Below are 18,546 nucleotides of genomic sequence, written 5' to 3'. Positions count from 1 at the left end.
AATATATAATTATGTTAAGTGGTAAACAAAAAAGATTTTTAAGAGCCCTTGGTAATGAATTAGAACCTATAGTTCAGATTGGCAAGGGAGGAATCAACAAAAACCTCATGGCACAAGTAGATGAAGCGCTAGAAGCTAGGGAACTAATTAAAGTTAGAGTATTGCCAAATAGTGAAGAGATACCAAAAGATGTTTCCATTAGAATTGCAGAAGAAGTTAAATCTCAATTGGTACAAGTTGTAGGTAGAAATTTTTTACTTTATAGAAAATCATCTAAAAAGGATATTATAGAACTTCCAGAGTAAAAAAATACCAGGAACCTTTTGCATGATAGCCTATACTCTATAAATGAGGAGTGATGAAGCATGCAAATAGGTGAATGGGTTCTAGTGAAAGGCTGTGGAAGAAATTTGAAGTTTCAACTTATTGCATATACCAGGAGTAGAAAAGGCATGAAAATAGCAATTCTTAAGAATTATGATGATACAAATTATGAACTTAGATTTGTGCCTGTTGAACACTTGGAGGCATTTTAAGGGGGCGATGATACTGTCAGCAAAAAAAGTCAAAAGGCTTGGCATTATGGGAGGAACTTTTGATCCGGTACATTATGGTCATCTAGTTACTGCAGAAACTGCCAGAGATCAATTTAGCCTTGATAAGGTTATATTTGTACCATCAGGATATCCACCCCATAAAGTAGGACAAGAAATATCTGATTCACGACACAGATATTTGATGACTGTATTGTCAGCAGCCACCAATACATTTTTTGAAGTGAGCAGAATTGAAATAGATAGACAAGGCTATTCTTACGCTATAGATACAGTTTCACAATTAAGAGAGAAATACATGGAAGAATGGGAGATATATTTCATAACTGGCGCAGATGCAGTTCTAGAGATACTTACATGGAAAAACATAGAGAATATAATTGAAATGTGTACCTTTGTGGCAGCAACTAGACCTGGTTTTGATTTATCTGTTCTCGATAAAAAGTTAGAGCTGATATCAGCTCTTGCCAAGGATAGATTTTTAACATTTGAAGTTCCTGCTTTATCAATTTCATCTACCGATATTCGTCAAAGGGTTGCTAATGGTAAACCTATTAAGTACCTTTTACCTGAAGTTGTGGAACGGTATATATATACAAACAAGTTATACAGGGAAGGGAAAGATATTATTGCTGTCAACAGCCAACTTTAACGCTATTCTAAAAAAATATCTTTCTACTAAAAGACTAGAGCACAGCCACAGAGTAGCAAATCTTGCTAAATATATTGCAAAAAAAAACTCTTTGGACTGGCATTTAGCCTATACAGCAGGCTTGCTACATGATATAGCAAGAGATATGGACAAAAAAGAATTAATCTATCTTGCAAAAAAGTATCAGCTTTACCATTATCCTATGGATATAGATATTCCGATTTTATTGCATTCCTATGTGGGTGCATGGCTAACTGAGAATAAACTTGGTATCACAGATGAAACAATTCTAGAGGCCATTAGATTTCATACTCTTGGTAGTCCTAAAATGGGTAGCATTTCTATGGTGGTATATATTTCAGATATTCTTGAACCAGAAAGAAATATTGATGGCTCAAATGAGTTAATAGAACTAGCTCTTAGTAATTTGGATAAAGCTATGCTATACTGTCTTAATAGCACATTGAAGTACCTAATGGATACAGAAGAGATAATTCATCCATTGACAGTTGAAACGAGAAACCATTATTTAAATAGATAGGAGTGATAGTTTTTGTCAGATATCTTAGATTTAGCACAAGTAGTAGCGAAGGCTGCTCTAGATAAAAAAGCACGTGATGTTGTTATTCTTAAAATGGATGATGTTACAATCATCACAGATTATTTTGTGTTATGTACTGCTACAAATAGAACTCAAGCACAGGCTATTGCAGGTAACATTGAACATGAAATGAAAGATAGAGATTTAAAGGTTTTATCAAGAGAGGGCTTAAGAGAGGCTACTTGGATATTATTAGATTATGGTAGTGTGGTAATACATATATTCCAGGAAGATATGAGAAGGTTTTATGACCTAGAAACTTTATGGGGTGATGCCACTAAAATAGAAGTAGAAACTGAGCTAATTGACTTTTAAATATATGTAATCTATAATTTTACTAGTAATATTACGACTGTTTCCCTTGTAATAGGGATTTTTCTTTGTTAAGGAAAGGGGACACACCTCTTATGAGGGTATGCTCTGTGGCCGAGGAATGTCCCCAAATTAATAGGAAATAAAGCGTATAAGGGGTGAAGCAAATGCAAGAAAAATACTATTTTAATGATCTGGAACCTAAGTGGCAGCAAAAATGGGACAATTCAAAAATATATCAAGTTGATGAGGACAAGTCTAGAGAAAAATATTATGTTCTGGAGATGTTTCCTTACCCTTCAGGTAATTTACATATGGGACATGTAAGAAATTACTCCATTGGGGATGTAGTTGCACGATTTAAGAGTATGCAGGGATTTAATGTACTTCATCCTATGGGCTGGGATTCCTTTGGCTTGCCAGCTGAAAATGCTGCTATTAAGCACGGGATACCTCCTGCTAAGTGGACGTGGGAAAATATTGAAAATATGAAGATCCAGCTAAAGTTAATGGGAATAAGCTATGATTGGGATAGAGAAATAGCTACTTGTCATAAGGATTATTATAAATGGACTCAGTGGTTATTTTTACAGCTTTTCCATAATGGACTAGCATATAAAAAGTATGCTCAGGTAAACTGGTGTCCAAGTTGTAACACAGTTCTGGCTAATGAGCAGGTTGTAGATGAGGGTTGTGAACGTTGTGGCACACAAGTAATCAAGAAAAATTTAGATCAGTGGTTCTTTAAAATCACAGACTATGCTGATAGACTTTTAGAAGACTTAGATAAGCTTCCTGGGTGGCCTGAAAAGGTTAAAATAATGCAGAGAAATTGGATAGGTCGAAGTGAAGGTGCAGAAGTAAAGTTTGCTACAGAAAAAGGGCACGAACTAAAAGTGTTTACTACAAGACCAGATACTTTATTTGGCGCTACTTATATGGTACTTGCCCCAGAACATCCATTGGTTGAAGAACTAATACAGGGCTCCGAGAAAGAGCAAGAAGTAAAAGAATTTGTAAAAAAGGTTTCAAAGGTTGAAGCTGAAGATAGAACATCAGACGAAGGCGAAAAGGAAGGAGTCTTTACAGGTTCTTTTGCAATTAATCCAATGAATGGGGAGAAAATACCCATTTGGATAGCCAACTATGTACTTATGGGTTATGGTACAGGTGCTATCATGGCCGTACCCGCTCATGATCATAGGGACTTTGAGTTTGCAAGAAAATATGACTTGCCTATTCAGGTGGTTATTAGCCCAGAAGATGAAAATTTAAAGGGAGAAACTATGACTGAGGCCTACGTAGGTCCTGGAAGTCTGGTTAATTCAGGAGATTATAATGGGTTAAGTGTGGAAGATGGTATTGCCAAGGTATCTGCTTATCTTGAAGAAGCTGACAAGGGCAAGAAGCAAGTTAACTATCGGCTTCGAGATTGGCTAATCTCCAGACAAAGGTACTGGGGTGCTGCCATACCTATAGTCTATTGTGATAAATGTGGTGTAGTTCCAATTCCGGATGATCAACTACCTGTTATTTTGCCAGAACAGGTTGAGTTCAAACCTTCTGGAGAATCACCTTTAAAAGATCCATCCTTTTGGAAAACAACCTGCCCGACATGTGGATCAGAGGCTAGACGAGAAACGGATACAATGGACACTTTTGTTTGTTCATCTTGGTACTTTTTACGTTATGCAAGCCCTAAATCAGATGAGTATGCCTTTGAAAGAGAAAAGGTTGACTATTGGATGAATGTTGATCAATATATTGGTGGTGTAGAACACGCTATTTTGCATCTAATGTATGCACGCTTTTTTACAAAAGTTGTTTATGACTTAGATTTAGTATCAGTTGAGGAGCCCTTCCAAAACCTCCTTACCCAAGGGATGGTATTAAAGGATGGAGGCAAAATGTCCAAATCCAAGGGTAATGTTGTTAGCCCTGAGGAGATAATTTCTAAATATGGTGCTGATACAGCAAGGCTATTTATACTATTTGCTGCACCACCTGAAAGGGATTTAGAATGGAGTGATCAGGGGGTAGAAGGATGTTTCCGCTTTCTAAATAGGGTCTGGAGATTAGTATATGCCTATAACAATCATTTAGATAATGTAATAGGTTCTGCGAAAATTAATAACAAGGCAGACAAAGATTTATACTTTGCATTAAACGCCTCTGTTAAAAAAGTTACTGATGATATCACAGAAAGATTTAACTTTAACACAGCAATAAGTTCAATTATGGAGTTGGTAAATTCTCTTTATCACTACAAAGATAATGTTGAATTTACAGAACAAAATTTGCCATTGGTCAAAGATTCGCTAGACAAGTTGACTCTTGTACTTGCACCCTTTGCGCCGCATATTACTGAAGAGCTATGGCAGGTTTTGGGTAATCAGGGAAGTGTTCATACCCAGAAATGGCCTGCTTATGAGGCTGATGCGTTGTTTCAGGATGAAATAACAATAGCAATACAAATAAATGGTAAAGTGCGTGGCAAGCTCACACTTCCTGTAGGGATAAGTGAGGAAGAAGTAAAAACAAAGGTTACTAAAGAGGGTAAGGTGAGCAAGTATCTGGATGGAAAAAATATAGTTAAGTTTATATATATAAAGGAAAAACTAGTGAATATAGTGGTTAAATAACAAAAAGTCAGACATTGCGTCTGCTTTTTTTGTACAAAGATTACTTTTTGACTCGGAATTCTGAACTAGATGGATTGTTAGCTTATTTTATTGATAAAAAGCAGGAAATAGAGAAGTAAATGTAGTATTCTGCCTCAAAGGGGATCAAGTAAATTTGAGGTGAGGATATGAATTTTCAAAAGTCACATATAATTTTACTTATTATAGTTACTGCTATAATATTCAGTTCTGGTGCATATTATGCAAAAATTAACGAGAAAAGAGATCCTATTACGCTTACCGAAGGAAATGTACTCAAGACAGATGAAATTAAGGACTTTGTAGTCGTCCATGTTTCAGGGCAAGTTGTGAACCCAGGTATCTATGAATTTAATAAAGATAAAAGAATTGATGATGCAGTCAAAAAAGCTGTACCTTTACCTGATGCAGATTTAAATTCATTAAACCTTGCAGAAGTCCTAAAAGATGGACAAAAAATCCATATTTCGTCAATTGTAAAGAATACTCCAGAAACTCAGATTAATAGCGAAGGAGACAAACAAGGCAATATATTCATAAATATTAATACAGCTGGGCAGGAGGAGTTAGAGAGCCTGTCTGGGATTGGACCTGCTCTTGCCCAAAGAATTATAGAATATAGAGAGCAAAATGGAGGTTTTACTACCATAGAAGAAATAAAGCTAGTAACTGGTATAGGAGATAAAAAATTTTCTGCGATAGAAAGTGCTATAACTACGTATTAATGAAAGGATCATAATATGAGCAACTTACAGGGCAAGCAAAATGTAACTTCCGTTGATTATAGAAAGGTTGTACTGATGAGTCTTTTACTTGCAGTTACTTCTTTTATATTTATGTCTTTAAATTTTCTCTTTTTTCATACAATCATTGAACTATTTTCAATACTTGTGGCCTTTTCAATATTTATCATAGCAATAAATACTTACAGTATCACTAAAAATTGCTATTTTATATTTATAGGGATTTCCTTTGGCTTTGTAGGATTGTATGATCTATTACATACCCTTGCATATCAAGGAATGGGAGTTTTCCCAGGGGATACATCCAATTTAGCAACTCAACTATGGATTATTGCAAGGTATGTTCAAAGTATCTCCTTATTTATTGCAACTGGATTTCTCTTTAAAGAGCTTAAACCAGCTGTAATTTCTCTTGGGCATAGTTTGGTGGCAGCATTCCTTTTTGCTGGCATCTTTTATTGGGATTATTTTCCCGATTGCTTTATCCCTGGTCAAGGGCTTACATTGTTTAAGGTTAGTAGTGAGTATGTAATTTCAATTATATTGCTGGTTGCTGTATATTTACTGTATCGGTATAGAAAGCATTTTCATGATAGAGTCTGTATGCTCCTAATAACTGCAATACTTTTTACAATTGGATCTGAACTTGCCTTTACTTTTTATGTAGATGTATATGGATTATCAAATGTTATAGGTCATGTATTTAAGGTGGTCGCTTTTTATTTAATATATAAAGCCATTGTAGAAACCAATCTAAAAAAACCATATAATTCGTTGTTCTTCCAATTAAAACAGACAAAGGATGATTTAGAAGAAACAAATGCTAAATTAACAAAGGAGATTGTTCAGCATAAAGAAGCAGAAGTACAGGCTAAAAAACTGTATAAAGCCGTAGAACATAGCCCAAGTGTAGCGGTGATAACAGATAATGAAGGTTATATTGAATATGTTAATTCAAAGTTTACGGAGATTACTGGGTATCTAAGAGAGGAAGTCATGGGAAAGAAACCAAATCTCCTTAAGTCAGGTAGAACAGATAGAAAGACCTATGATGAGCTATGGGAAACAATAAGCTCTGGTAAGGAATGGAGAGGCGAGTTTCTTAATAAGAAAAAGAATGGGCAATTATACTGGGAACAAGCATCCATTTCTTCTATAATAAGTTCTCAAGGAGAAATATCCCACTATATTGCAGTTAAAGAAGATATTACAGATCGTAAGCAAGCTGAAGAAGTCTTAAAAAGGTATCAGCTTTTATCTAAACATGCTAGAGATATAATCCTATTCATTGGTGCTGATGGTAAAATAATTGATGCAAATAGAGCAGCTGTTAGAGCTTATGAATATGAATATGAAGAGTTGCTGGAATTAAATATTAAGGATTTGCGTTGTGATAAGGTAAAGCTTGTTAGATCACAGATACTTAAGGTCTCTGAAGAAGGGGTACTTATGGAAAGATTTCATTGTCGTAAAGATGGCAGCTCGTTTCCCGTGGAAATAAGTTCACAAGGTATGGTTTATAGAGATGAACATATACGTATGAAAATTATCCGTGATATAAGCGAAAGGAAGGTAGTTGAAAAGGAGTTAAAACAAGCAAAGGAAACAGCAGAAGCAGCAAATCGTGCAAAGGGCGAATTCCTTGCTAATATGAGTCATGAAATTCGTACCCCTATGAATGCTATTATGGGCATGACAGATTTGGTTTTAGATACTGATCTAAAAGATACTCAAAGAGAGTACCTATCAATGGTGAAAACCGCCTCAGGTTCTCTTTTGAGGATAGTAAATGATATTCTAGATTTTTCAAAGATTGAAGCAGGAAAGCTTGACCTGGAGAAGATAGATTTTGATATTAAAGCAATCACTAAACAAACTATTGAAGTTTTTGTGTTTAAAGCCGAGGCCAAAGGTTTAAAGATAGATTACTATATTCATCCAAAAATACCGCACATTATATCAGGCGACCCAGTACGATTACAGCAAGTATTAAATAATCTTATTGACAATGCACTTAAGTTTACAGAAGAGGGTGGCATTTATATAAAGGTTACTATGGAAGAACTTGTTAATAATTTGATTAAGATAAAATATGAGATTAAAGATACAGGCATAGGGATTCCAGAGGATAAAGGAGATCTTCTTTTCAAAAGCTTTAGCCAAGTTGATGGTTCTTCTACAAGAAGGTTTGGTGGAACTGGCTTGGGCCTGGTGATTTCAAAAAGACTTGTTGAAATGATGGGTGGGAGCATCTCTTATACTAGTGAACCTGGCACGGGAACCACATTTTCATTTACTGTTACAATGATGGTACCAGATATCCTTTTTGTTGATAACAATAATGATGAAATTGATATTACTTCCAATGGGATAGCTAATCTTAGGAATCATAACAAAACAAAGACCAAAAATAGTGGTGGATTTAAAGCCTTAATTGCGGAAGATAATGAACTAAACAGAGAATTAGTTTTAACCCAATTTGAAATGAAGGGTTGGGATGCAGTTGCTGTAGAAAATGGGAAGGAAGCAGTAGAAGCATTTGATAATTACAATTTTGATCTTATTTTAATGGATGTCCAAATGCCAGAAATGGATGGATTTGAAGCTACAGCACTCATTAGAAATAAAGAAAAAAGGGAAGGTGGGCATGTTCCTATCATTGCCATGACTGCTCATGCCATTAAGGGAGCCGAGCAGGAATGTTTTAGAGCAGGGATGGACTATTATCTATCTAAGCCTGTAAAATCAGATGCCTTGTATTCTTTAATAAAGAAAATACTTGATGATAGAGAATAGTACTTATATGTTATTTATAGTAATATTTTAAACTTTTTAGCATATGAGAAGGAAATATCAAGTAAATGTAGTATTAGGATAATATTCAGGGAAAATGAAAGACTAATATTTGTTTTATTGACACCAAGACAAGCATAAAGAATAGCTTGTCTTTTTTTACACCTATAGCTATAACGAATACTTATTAAAACTATTTGAAAACATAATACTTTTGTAAATAAGTACAATTAAACATACAAAATAGGTACAATCGTACCCATAAATAAATACAATTAAACCTATAAAAAAATACAGAAGCTATAGTACGTTTTACTCATAGCAATAATTCACTATTTTACTAATATTTTAAATAGTGAAAATTAATATATAGAGAGAGATCGATTTAAGACAAAGGAGGTTGTTTTGTGAGTATTAATAAACTAATTTCACGACGGGGCTTTTTAAAAGGCTTGGGTGGTGCTACTGCATTTGGCACTACAGTTTCAGGAATGGAATTACTTGGGGGCCCTTCCAAAGCTTTAGCTGGGGAACTAAAGATCAAGTATGGTACTGAAAAAATGACTATATGCCCTTATTGTGGGGTAGGTTGTGGCATCCTAGTTTATGCAGAAGACAACAAGGTCATTTATGTTGAAGGAGATCCTGATAACCCAATCAATGAAGGTGCTTTGTGTTCAAAGGGTGCTTCAATTGGTGATTTTACCCATATTATGGAGAAAGGTAAAAGGGTTGAAAACAAGCTCAGGCTTAAAAAAGTATTGTACAGAGCTCCTAAAAGTACGGAATGGGAAGAAAAAGATTGGCAGTGGGCGCTAAAAGAGATTGCTAGAAGAATCAAGGATACAAGAGATGCAACATTTGAGCAAAAAAATGCACAAGGTGTTACTGTAAATAGAACCTTTGCAATGGCAAACTTTGGATCAGCAGCTCTAGAAAATGAAGAAAATTATCTCTTCCACAAATTCGTTAGGGGTTTAGGCTTAGTAAGTATTGATCACCATGCTCGTCTCTGACACAGTCCTACTGTTGCCGGTCTGGCAGCATCATTTGGGCGTGGGGCCATGACTAACCATTGGATAGACTACAAGAATTCGGATGTGTTTTTAATAATTGGTGCTAATCCAGCAGAAAATCATCCACTCGCAATGAAGTGGATTCACAGAGCTAAGGAACAAAGAGGGGCAAAGGTTATTGTTGTTGACCCTAGATATAGTAGAACATGTGCTTCTGCTGATATGGTTGCCCATATTCGTCCAGGTACTGATATTGCATTTATAAATGGGATTATTAAATATGCACTTGACCATGGTAGTTATCATCACGATTATGTGATTAACTACACAAATGCATCATACTTGGTGAGAGAAGACTTTATTTTTAATGATGGCGAATTTTCTGGGCTGCAGGAAAAAGATGGCAAGGAAGTTTATGACAAAGGAACTTGGAAATACCAATTAGATGAAGAAGGAAAACCTATAAAGGATATAACCTTGACCAATTCTAGATGTGTCTTTCAGCTTTTAAAGAAGCATGTAGAACGCTATGACATTGAAACTGTTTGCCAGGTAACTGGCTGTGATAGGCAGACATATGAGACAGTAGCAAGAACATATACCTCTACTGGTATTGCCGGTAGAGCTGGTAACGTTATTTATGCAATGGGCATTACCCAGCATTCTGTTGGAACCCAGAATGTCAGGATACTTGCTATGTTGCAGTTAATCCTCGGTAATATGGGGATAGCTGGAGGTGGAGTAAATGCGCAACGTGGTGAGTGTAATGTGCAAGGCTCTACTGATATGGCAATGCTATATCACATAATTCCGGGCTATCTAGCTGTTCCAAAGGATTTTGCTCATCCAAATTTAGCAGATTACATTCAAAAGGAAACTCCACCTGGTGGATACTGGGTAAACAAACCAAAATTCTTTGTGAGTTTATTAAAGGCATTTTATGGGGAAAATGCTACACCGCAAAATAATTTTGGATACGACTATTTTCCTAAGTGTGACGCAAATGATCATTCCCATCAAAGTATAATAAAGGATACCCATGAGGGAACTATTAATGGAATGATGATCTGGGGTCAAAATCCAGTAGTTGGAGGACCTAATACTAGCTATACTGTAGAGGCATTAAAAAAATTAGACTGGATGGTAGCAATAGACCTCTTCGAGACTGAAACTGGTGCATTCTGGAAAGCTCCAGATGTTAACCCAGAGGAAGTGGATACAGAGGTATTTATGCTACCTGCTGCTAGTGTATACGAGAAAGAAGGATCAGTTACAAATAGTGGCAGATGGATACAGTGGCGTTACAAAGCAATTGAACCAATAGGTGAGTGTAAAAGCGACCTATGGATTGTAGATAGAATATTTAATGAAGTTCGGGATTTATATAAGTCACAAGGAGGAGCTTATCCAGATCCAATTCTGAAGATGAATTGGGATTACGGTGGAAGCTTTGAGAAAAAACCTGATGTTAAAAAGATAGCACTAGAGGTTAATGGATATGATGTGGCTAGTGGTCAGGGGATTACTTCTTTTGGCGTTCTTAAGGATGATGGAAGTACTGCCTGTGGAAACTGGATTTATGCAGGTTATTTTGCTGATCCAGAAAACCCGGCATGCAAAAAACGTGAACTAGATGATCCTGGAGATTTAGGAGTATTCCTTAATTATTCGTATGCGTGGCCACTTAACAGGAGAATATTATACAATAGATGCTCAGCAGATATTAATGGTAAGCCATGGAATAATGAAAAGCCCATATTTAGCTATAGTGGAGGAAAGTGGACAAATCTAGATGTTCCAGATTTTAACGCAACTATAGAACCAGAAGTATCTGGAAGTAGCCCATTCATTATGACGGTTGAGGGAGTGGGCAGACTGTTTTCAGATTCCCCTTTAGATGGTCCTTTCCCAGAGCATTATGAACCTGTTGAAAGCCCAGTTAAAAACGCCTTTAGCAAAAGAGAGTTCATGCCTGTTGCAAACATATGGAAACATGACCATAGTAAGCTAGTTGAAAAGGGTGATCCTAATTATCCTATAATTGCTTCTACAATGCGTGTAACTGAGCATTATCAAAGTGGTGTAATGACACGGAACCTACCATCTTTGGTTGAGTTAATGCCAGAAATGTATGCAGAAATATCTAGAGAGCTTGCCGCCGAATATAGAATTGAACCTGGTGAAATGATTCTAATTAGCTCTCCCAGAGGACAAATAAAGGTCAGGGCTATGGTAACATCCCGTAACAAACCTTTATACATAAGGGGTAACGTGCATCATCTTGTTTGTATGCCCTGGCACTGGGGATTTAAGGGACTTTCCACAGGAGCTTCTGCAAATACTCTTGTTCCTAATGTGGGTGATGCAAACTCATCTATACCTGAGAGCAAAGCATTTATGTGTAATATTCGAAAAATATAAATAGTTGGGGGTGATTAGATTGTCTAAAGCCATGTTAATAGATATTACTAGATGTATTGGATGTAGATCGTGTCAGGTATCATGTAAATCCTGGAATAATCTAGATACGGAGAAAACCAGCTTTTCAAATTCCATAACAAATCCTCCTGCAACTGCAGCTCAGACATTTACTATGGTAGATTTTATAGAAACTGAGCAGCATGGAAAGCCAGCCTGGAGATTTGTTAAGAGGATGTGTATGCACTGTATAGATCCAGCATGTGTTTCTGCATGCTTTGCTAAAGCTATAACAAAAAGTGAATCAGGTGCTGTTGTATATAACAAAAAGAACTGTGTTGGATGTCGTTACTGCATGTTAGCGTGTCCATGGTGGATACCTAAATATGAGTGGGATAAAGTTTTTCCAGCTGTTAAAAAATGTAGGCTTTGTATTGACTTGTTAGAAGAAGGCAGAAAACCAGCCTGTGCTACCTCATGTCCTAGCGCTATCGAATTTGGGGACAGGGAGGAAATGTTGGCACTTGCAAGAAAGAGGATATCTACTAATCCTGGAAAATATATTGACCATATATATGGAGAGCATGAGGCAGGGGGTACAAGTGTACTTTATCTTTCAGATGTACCTTTTGAGAACTTAGGTTTTTCTACAAAAATATCTTATGAACCATATCCAAAGCTTACATGGAAAGCACTTAAGAAAGTACCAGCTTTGGCGGTAGGTGTTGGTGCTTCTATGACAGCTATTTACATGCTTACGCACCGTAAGGAGCAGGTTTTAAAAGCTGAACAAGATAAAATTGAAAAGGTAGGTGAATAGCTGTGGGCTATAAAACTATAAAAATAGGATCCTTTTCATTTAGAATAACATTTTTAAGAATAGTGCTTTTGCTTGTAGCTTCCTTTGGAGCAAGCACCATGTTGTACAGATTAGTATTTGGTTTGGGATCAGTAACAAATCTAAACGATTCTTGGCCCTTTGGTTTATGGATTGGCGTAGATGTTATGTTAGGGGTGGCATTGGCAGCAGGTGGTTTTACCACAGCGGCTCTCTATTACATCTTTAATCTCAAAGACTTTAAATCCCTTTCTAAACCAGCTATTTTAACAGCCTGGATTGGATATTTACTAGTGGTAGTCGGTTTGGGCATGGACGTTGGTTTGTGGTATAACTGGTGGAGACCACTTTTCTCTTGGGGTTATACATCTGTTTTATTTGAAGTTTTTACTTGTGTTATGGTATACAACGTTGTCCTCTTGGTGGAGTTTCTTCCTGTCATATCCAAAAGGTTTAAGTGGAAGAAGGTATACCAGGTCACTACAAAGATAGCCATTCCTGCAGTAATTGCTGGTATAGTTCTGTCATCGATGCATCAATCCTCCTTAGGAGCTTTGTTCGTGATAATGCCGGAAAAATTACACCCATTATGGTATACAAGTTTATTGCCATGGTTATTCCTATTTTCTGCAGTAATTGTAGGGCCTGCCATGGTTACAATTGAGGCTTCTCTTGCATCAAGTGCTTACAAGATGGAATTTGAAAAACATGTACTAGCAAAACTATCAAAAGGTATTGCAATATTGCTAACCCTCTATGTTGGATTAAAGCTTTGGGATCTTCAGGCAAGGGGGCATATTGGAACAATGTTTGAAGGTACACTTCCTAGCAATATGTTCTTGATTGAGATGTCTCTGTTTATTATTCCAATCTTGATTGTAATGTTTACATCTAAAAATGCTAGCCAAAGAGCTATTTCCTGGTCAGCATCATTAGTTGTAGCAGGTGTTGTTGTGAATAGATTAAATATACTCTTCACAGGTTTATATCAAGCGGCTCCTATGGGTTATATTCCTGCTATAACAGAATTTGCAGTTAGCTTCGGAATTATTTCCATGGGCTGTCTTGCTTATCTATTTATAGTAGAGAATTTTGAAGTGTTTGAACCAGAAGCAGAGAATAACCCCTTTGTGGAGAATCAGCAGAAGGGGTTAGCACCAGAATATGTACTAGATATGGATTCAAAACAACAATCATTGTCTAAATAAAAAAATATATTGAAGATTTAGGTGGAGCTTATAAGCTCCACCTAAAATTCTATAATTTTCTTACAAAAGGTGGGAACTAGATGGAGCAAAAAATAGAAAGACAAATACCACAATGGAAAATTAAAATGTTTGAGAAGCTAATACAAATAGATCAAAATGTAGAAAAGACATATATACCCAACCAAGTTACAGATATCTTTCCACCAGGCATTGACATTGAAGGTTATCGAAAAGTCTTAAAAGAAGTAATAAGCTTATTAAAGGAATATATGGAAGAAGAGATTAAAACCCTAGGGGAGTTAGAAGAAATAGCTTCTGCAGAAGAAGAGGGTGAAGACAGCAGGTTACAAAGAATTTTTTCTCAAATAACCATTAAAAATGGGTCCTTTGAATTAGAGCAATTTACAAATCCGTCTTATGCAAAAACTGTGTTAATTTATAGCTTAAAGCCTTTTTTGAAAGTTTATGGAAAACAAGTCACAAAGAATAATGATATACATGAGTGGAAATCAGGTCATTGTCCTGTCTGTGGTCATAATGCAGTCTTTGCACGTTTATCTGGAAAAGAAAATGGCAAAAGGTATCTTTTATGTCCCCTTTGTGAAACTCAATGGCCATTTAACAGGATAGCTTGTCCATTTTGTCTTGAAAAAGACCCTGAAAAATTAGGGTACTTTAAAATTGAGGAAGAGAAGAAATTTAACGGATATAAGGTTAATTTCTGCCTAACATGTAATGGTTATATTAAGACTTATGATGAAAGAAGTGGCAGCTTACTAAAAGATAATATTCTCATAGAAGATGCCGAAACCTCATATCTAGACTACCTTGCCCAAAAAGAAGGCTTCCAAAGGTGACAAAGGGACGTTTCGCTTGTCATTTTTTCCCCGTTGTTTTCCAATGGAGACTAAGCAACCACATCTATAATTAAAGGTTTCTAAGATGCAGATGAAAAATTTCACCTGGTCTTAGAAACCTTTTTGTTTTAAACAGATCACATACCTGTACTTATAATGCTTTATATCACTATAGAAGAAGCATTATAATTGGTATAGTAACAATACATAACAAGGTAGTAATAAATACTGCAGAAGCTGAAAAACTGGGGTTGCCCACATATTTTTGGTATAGTAAAGGAGCTGCTACCATAGTTGGGGTAGACGTTTCTAATAGTATAACTCCTGCAACCAAACCGGTAATTCCAAATAATTTTATACATATAACAGTTACTAAGGGTATCAAGATTAATCGTGTTATAATTAAACTGGACATGGTTTTAGTTCGCCATTGAATTTTTTGCATTTGGGAAAGCATTCCTCCTATATATATCATTGCCAATGGGGGAGCTAATGCACCAAGCATATCAACTCCTGACATCACTAAGGATGGAATGGGTATATTTGCTGTGGAGAAGATAAGCCCCACTAGAAATGCAAGAACCGGTGGATTTAACAGATTTTTTAAAACCCTATTTACACTACTGCGCTGCTTTCCTAATAATACAAATATTCCAAGACTAAAAACGAGAAATGTCATTCCAAAATCAAATACTGCTGCTAGCAGAGCTCCTTCGCTCCCAAAAACAGCATAGCACACAGGAATTCCTATAAATCCTGTGTTCCCATACACAGCTGCCAGCAAAAACTCTGGTTTCTGTCCTTTGTCAATTTTATTTACCTTAATTACCAGATAACTGACTCCATAACCGACTATGGCAGTTACTGTAGCAAAAGTGAAAACTGTTGACATAGATAACAGCATATCACTACTAAACTCTAAGACAAAAGCAGAAAAGATTAGAGCAGGTATTCCATAATCTATAACTAACTTTGCAATATCTTGTAAGCTTTCCTTCTTGGGTTTAGCCAGGTATCCAAGGAGTATCATAGCAAGCATAACACTCAGATTACCCATTAAATTCAATGAAAATGATAGATCCATAATTGCTTGTTCCTCCATTTAAGTTATTAGATTATGTTGGCAGAAAATCTTATATTTCTTAAATAAGCACAATTCATATCTATTAGACATTGTTAAGGCTTTTCCTCTTTTTTTAGAAATTAAAATGCTATCCTGATCAATTCTTATATATTAGAAGGCAAAAAATATACTTAATTAGTGATGGCTTCCCATTCCCCTTTCCTTAAGAGAAGTGGGGTCTTAACCCATATAGAATTTTTTGGATTAAAAGGAAAAATAGTGGTATGTGTCGAATTGCCTAACAGGAAGCAAGTAGATTATGTTATGCCTACAAACTGAGGTTTTATATGAGTTTTGGACTAGTTTTATCCATATTAATTTCATATATCTTTGGAATAATGGCAGGGGTTAATATTGCTTCTTCAGGATATCATTTACATCTAGCCTTCCTAACAATAGTTTCCATTGCCCTGCTTATTCCTGTAGCCTATAATTTCAAGAAACAGGTAGGAGTTGTTTTGGTTATCTTTTTTCTTCTTGGGTCACTAGTTTCCGCTCAAAAAGTTAATTTTAATTCACCCTTAAAAGAGCAGACTGGTACCTTTGTAGAAATTGAAGGAATGGTTTCTAGGTATACTTCTTATATAAATAGAACAGTATATTTGCTTGAAAATCCAGTAGTATTTCATGGAGACAGAAAATTGACAGGTAAAGGCAAAGAAAAGATTCAGCTAACTATTTACAATCCTACCCATAATTATTCCTATGGAACAGTTGTAAGAGCATCAGGAGTATTAAAAGAACCTTCTTTAAGAAGGAATCCTGGGGGCTTTGATTATCAAAAATACTTAGCAAGAAGAGGCGTATATACCGTTATCAATATCCCCGAAGGTCAGGCTTTTAAGGTGGGAGAAAAACCAGGAAATCTCTTATTATCAACTGGTTTTAATATGCGGGATAGGATAACTGAGCTTTCATATACCTTAAGTCAAAATGAAGAAGGAATATTCAGGGCAGTTATTTTAGGAGACAAAAGTGGACTAACACCGGAAAACAGGAATATGTACCAAGGGTTAGGGGTCATGCACATTTTCGCCGTTTCAGGTATGCATGTTGGATTTGTGATGTTCCTTTTACTCAGCCTCACGTCCATTTTTCGTATGCCCAAAAATACTGCCAATGTATTTATTTTAATGTGCCTATTAATCTATTGTGCTGCTACAGGTTTTTCATCGCCAGTAATGAGAGCAAGCATCATGCTGGGGATTTATCTTTGGGGAAGAGAAAACTGGAGTAATGTGCAAACGGCAAACTCTCTTTTTCTAGCAGCATTATTTCTCCTGCTCTTAAACCCCCTGATGATTTTTGATGCAGGCTTTCAATTTAGTTTTGCAGCGACAGCCTTCATTATTTTTCTAACTCCAATTCTAAAAGCTAATAAATATTTAGGTAGAGATCTAATAGCTGTGCCACTAGCAGCATGGCTAGGTACGCTTCCCCTAACTGCCTACTACTTTAACATACTTACGCCCTTAGGAATAATACTAGCTTTGCCAGCAGGGTTAATGGCAGGGGGAGTTGTGATTATTGGCTTTGTCGCCCTGATTTTAGATTTTATATCAAGCTTAATCTCCCAATTCCTTATAACATCAGTTGGAGGCCTAATTTTCTACTCACAGTATTTGATGCAGTTATTTAATAAACTTCCCCTATTTGGAGAAGGCTTTATCATTGCAACACCGAAGATAGTGACCGTAGTCTTGTTTTATTTTGCTTTTATTATAGCTTTTATAGCCTACCATCATCGCTATAACCCCCATCTGAGATTTTTTGTTATAAAAAAGTACAAGCCTATATTAGCAACTTTCCTAGCAATTATCTTTATATCACTAAGCTTCCAGGTATTTGCACCATCATATTTAGAAGTTGTCTTTTTAGATGTGGGACAAGGAGACTGTATTTATATAAAAACACCTAATAACAGGGTGATATTAATAGATGGAGGAGGGGTTTCAGGTAGTCATAACTATGGGGATTTAGTCCTTATTCCATTTTTAAAACATCTTGGAGTGAAAAAAGTGGATGTAGTAATTAATACCCATCCAGATGATGATCATCTGGCAGGCTTAAATCCAGTATTAAAGCAGTACCCTGTTGATTTAACACTAATACCTGCAGGCTTTGAAGAGGAATACGAAGGCTTTTTGGACATTATTGAAAAAAGAGGACTTAACTATTCCTACAGCAATGGAGGTCAATCCATAGGCTTAGATTCAGATATACAACTAAACATATTACATCCATCTGGAGATTATCCAGCTTCTCTTGGTGCCAACAACAATTCCATTGTTGCAGAGCTAATATATAATGATGTATCACTTCTATTTACAGGAGACATCGAGATGGAGACTATTAATCACATGCTGCCCTATACCACTCAGTCCCATGTCTTAAAATTTCCTCATCACGGAAGTTCATATTCTTTTAATACAGAATATCTAGCAAAAGTAGATCCAGAAATAGTTGTAATCCAGGTTGGAGAAAACAATTCCTTTGGACATCCTGGGAAGAATGTCCTGGAGTATTTTGAAGATGTGGGTATTCCTGTTTACAGAAATGATCTACACGGAGCCATCACCATTTACTCTACTGGGAAGAAAATAAATAAAGTGGAGACAGTTATTAAATAGGATGGCAATAAGACCTGGAAATGAAATATGTATACTCAATACCTTGATTTTATCAATTCTATAAGCATGCCTATATTTTGGCGCACTAGCCTCTAGAAACAATAGGTAAAAATTATATTTAGTTAACCTTCGGTGGATAAT

At 36.0% G+C, this 18,546-nt stretch carries 14 protein-coding genes; 13 read left to right on the top strand and 1 reads right to left on the bottom strand.

Annotation, left to right across the window (positions count from 1 at the left end):
* The first annotated feature begins 11 nt into the window (after window positions 1–11).
* The 12 genes from APF76_12890 to APF76_12835 all read left to right on the top strand — a co-directional run bounded on the left by APF76_12890 (window position 12) and on the right by APF76_12835 (window position 14,652).
* Window positions 12–305 carry an RNA-binding protein gene (locus tag APF76_12890; GenBank protein ID KUO51548.1) on the top strand — a complete coding sequence of 98 codons (294 nt, stop codon included), beginning with the start codon at window positions 12–14 and terminating at the stop codon, window positions 303–305.
* 238 nt (window positions 306–543) lie between these two features.
* Entirely contained in the window at window positions 544–1,206 is a 663-nt protein-coding gene (locus APF76_12885) for a nicotinate-nicotinamide nucleotide adenylyltransferase (GenBank protein ID KUO51547.1), read from the top strand.
* A complete protein-coding gene (locus tag APF76_12880; GenBank protein ID KUO51546.1) occupies window positions 1,184–1,747 on the top strand; it encodes a hypothetical protein in 564 nt (187 codons plus the stop codon). The genes APF76_12885 and APF76_12880 overlap by 23 nt, the downstream gene beginning before the upstream one ends.
* Window positions 1,748–1,759: 12 nt before the next feature.
* Complete coding sequence (locus tag APF76_12875) at window positions 1,760–2,122, top strand: hypothetical protein (protein ID KUO51545.1); 363 nt, start codon at window positions 1,760–1,762, stop codon at window positions 2,120–2,122.
* A 164-nt stretch (window positions 2,123–2,286) separates the two neighbouring features.
* Complete coding sequence (gene leuS, locus APF76_12870) at window positions 2,287–4,761, top strand: leucine--tRNA ligase (GenBank protein KUO51544.1); 2,475 nt, start codon at window positions 2,287–2,289, stop codon at window positions 4,759–4,761.
* 167 nt (window positions 4,762–4,928) lie between these two features.
* A complete protein-coding gene (locus tag APF76_12865) occupies window positions 4,929–5,504 on the top strand; it encodes a hypothetical protein (protein KUO51543.1) in 576 nt (191 codons plus the stop codon).
* A 15-nt stretch (window positions 5,505–5,519) separates the two neighbouring features.
* On the top strand, window positions 5,520–8,318 hold the full coding sequence (locus tag APF76_12860; protein KUO51542.1) for a hypothetical protein: 2,799 nt from the start codon (window positions 5,520–5,522) through the stop codon (window positions 8,316–8,318).
* Window positions 8,319–8,728: 410 nt separating this feature from the next.
* Window positions 8,729–9,331, top strand: coding sequence for a formate dehydrogenase (locus APF76_12855; protein ID KUO51664.1), 603 nt, complete (start codon window positions 8,729–8,731; stop codon window positions 9,329–9,331).
* A 48-nt stretch (window positions 9,332–9,379) separates the two neighbouring features.
* Entirely contained in the window at window positions 9,380–11,752 is a 2,373-nt protein-coding gene (locus APF76_12850) for a formate dehydrogenase (protein ID KUO51541.1), read from the top strand.
* Window positions 11,753–11,783: 31 nt separating this feature from the next.
* Window positions 11,784–12,569, top strand: coding sequence for a hypothetical protein (locus tag APF76_12845; protein ID KUO51663.1), 786 nt, complete (start codon window positions 11,784–11,786; stop codon window positions 12,567–12,569).
* Between the two features lie 2 nt (window positions 12,570–12,571).
* Window positions 12,572–13,795 carry a hypothetical protein gene (locus APF76_12840; GenBank protein KUO51540.1) on the top strand — a complete coding sequence of 408 codons (1,224 nt, stop codon included), beginning with the start codon at window positions 12,572–12,574 and terminating at the stop codon, window positions 13,793–13,795.
* 80 nt (window positions 13,796–13,875) lie between these two features.
* Window positions 13,876–14,652 carry a hypothetical protein gene (locus APF76_12835; protein ID KUO51539.1) on the top strand — a complete coding sequence of 259 codons (777 nt, stop codon included), beginning with the start codon at window positions 13,876–13,878 and terminating at the stop codon, window positions 14,650–14,652.
* Window positions 14,653–14,821: 169 nt separating this feature from the next.
* On the opposite strand, the gene APF76_12830 is transcribed toward APF76_12835, so the two are convergent.
* Window positions 14,822–15,736 (bottom strand): hypothetical protein, encoded by a 915-nt coding sequence (locus APF76_12830; protein ID KUO51538.1) that lies wholly within the window; start codon window positions 15,734–15,736, stop codon window positions 14,822–14,824.
* 326 nt (window positions 15,737–16,062) lie between these two features.
* On the opposite strand from APF76_12830, the gene APF76_12825 reads away from it, so the two are divergent.
* On the top strand, window positions 16,063–18,405 hold the full coding sequence (locus APF76_12825; GenBank protein ID KUO51537.1) for a hypothetical protein: 2,343 nt from the start codon (window positions 16,063–16,065) through the stop codon (window positions 18,403–18,405).
* Window positions 18,406–18,546: the final 141 nt, after the last annotated feature.

The sequence above is a fragment of the Desulfitibacter sp. BRH_c19 genome (assembly GCA_001515945.1).
Taxonomy (GTDB): domain Bacteria; phylum Bacillota; class DSM-16504; order Desulfitibacterales; family Desulfitibacteraceae; genus Desulfitibacter.
This window is presented reverse-complemented; position numbering and strand designations above follow the sequence as displayed.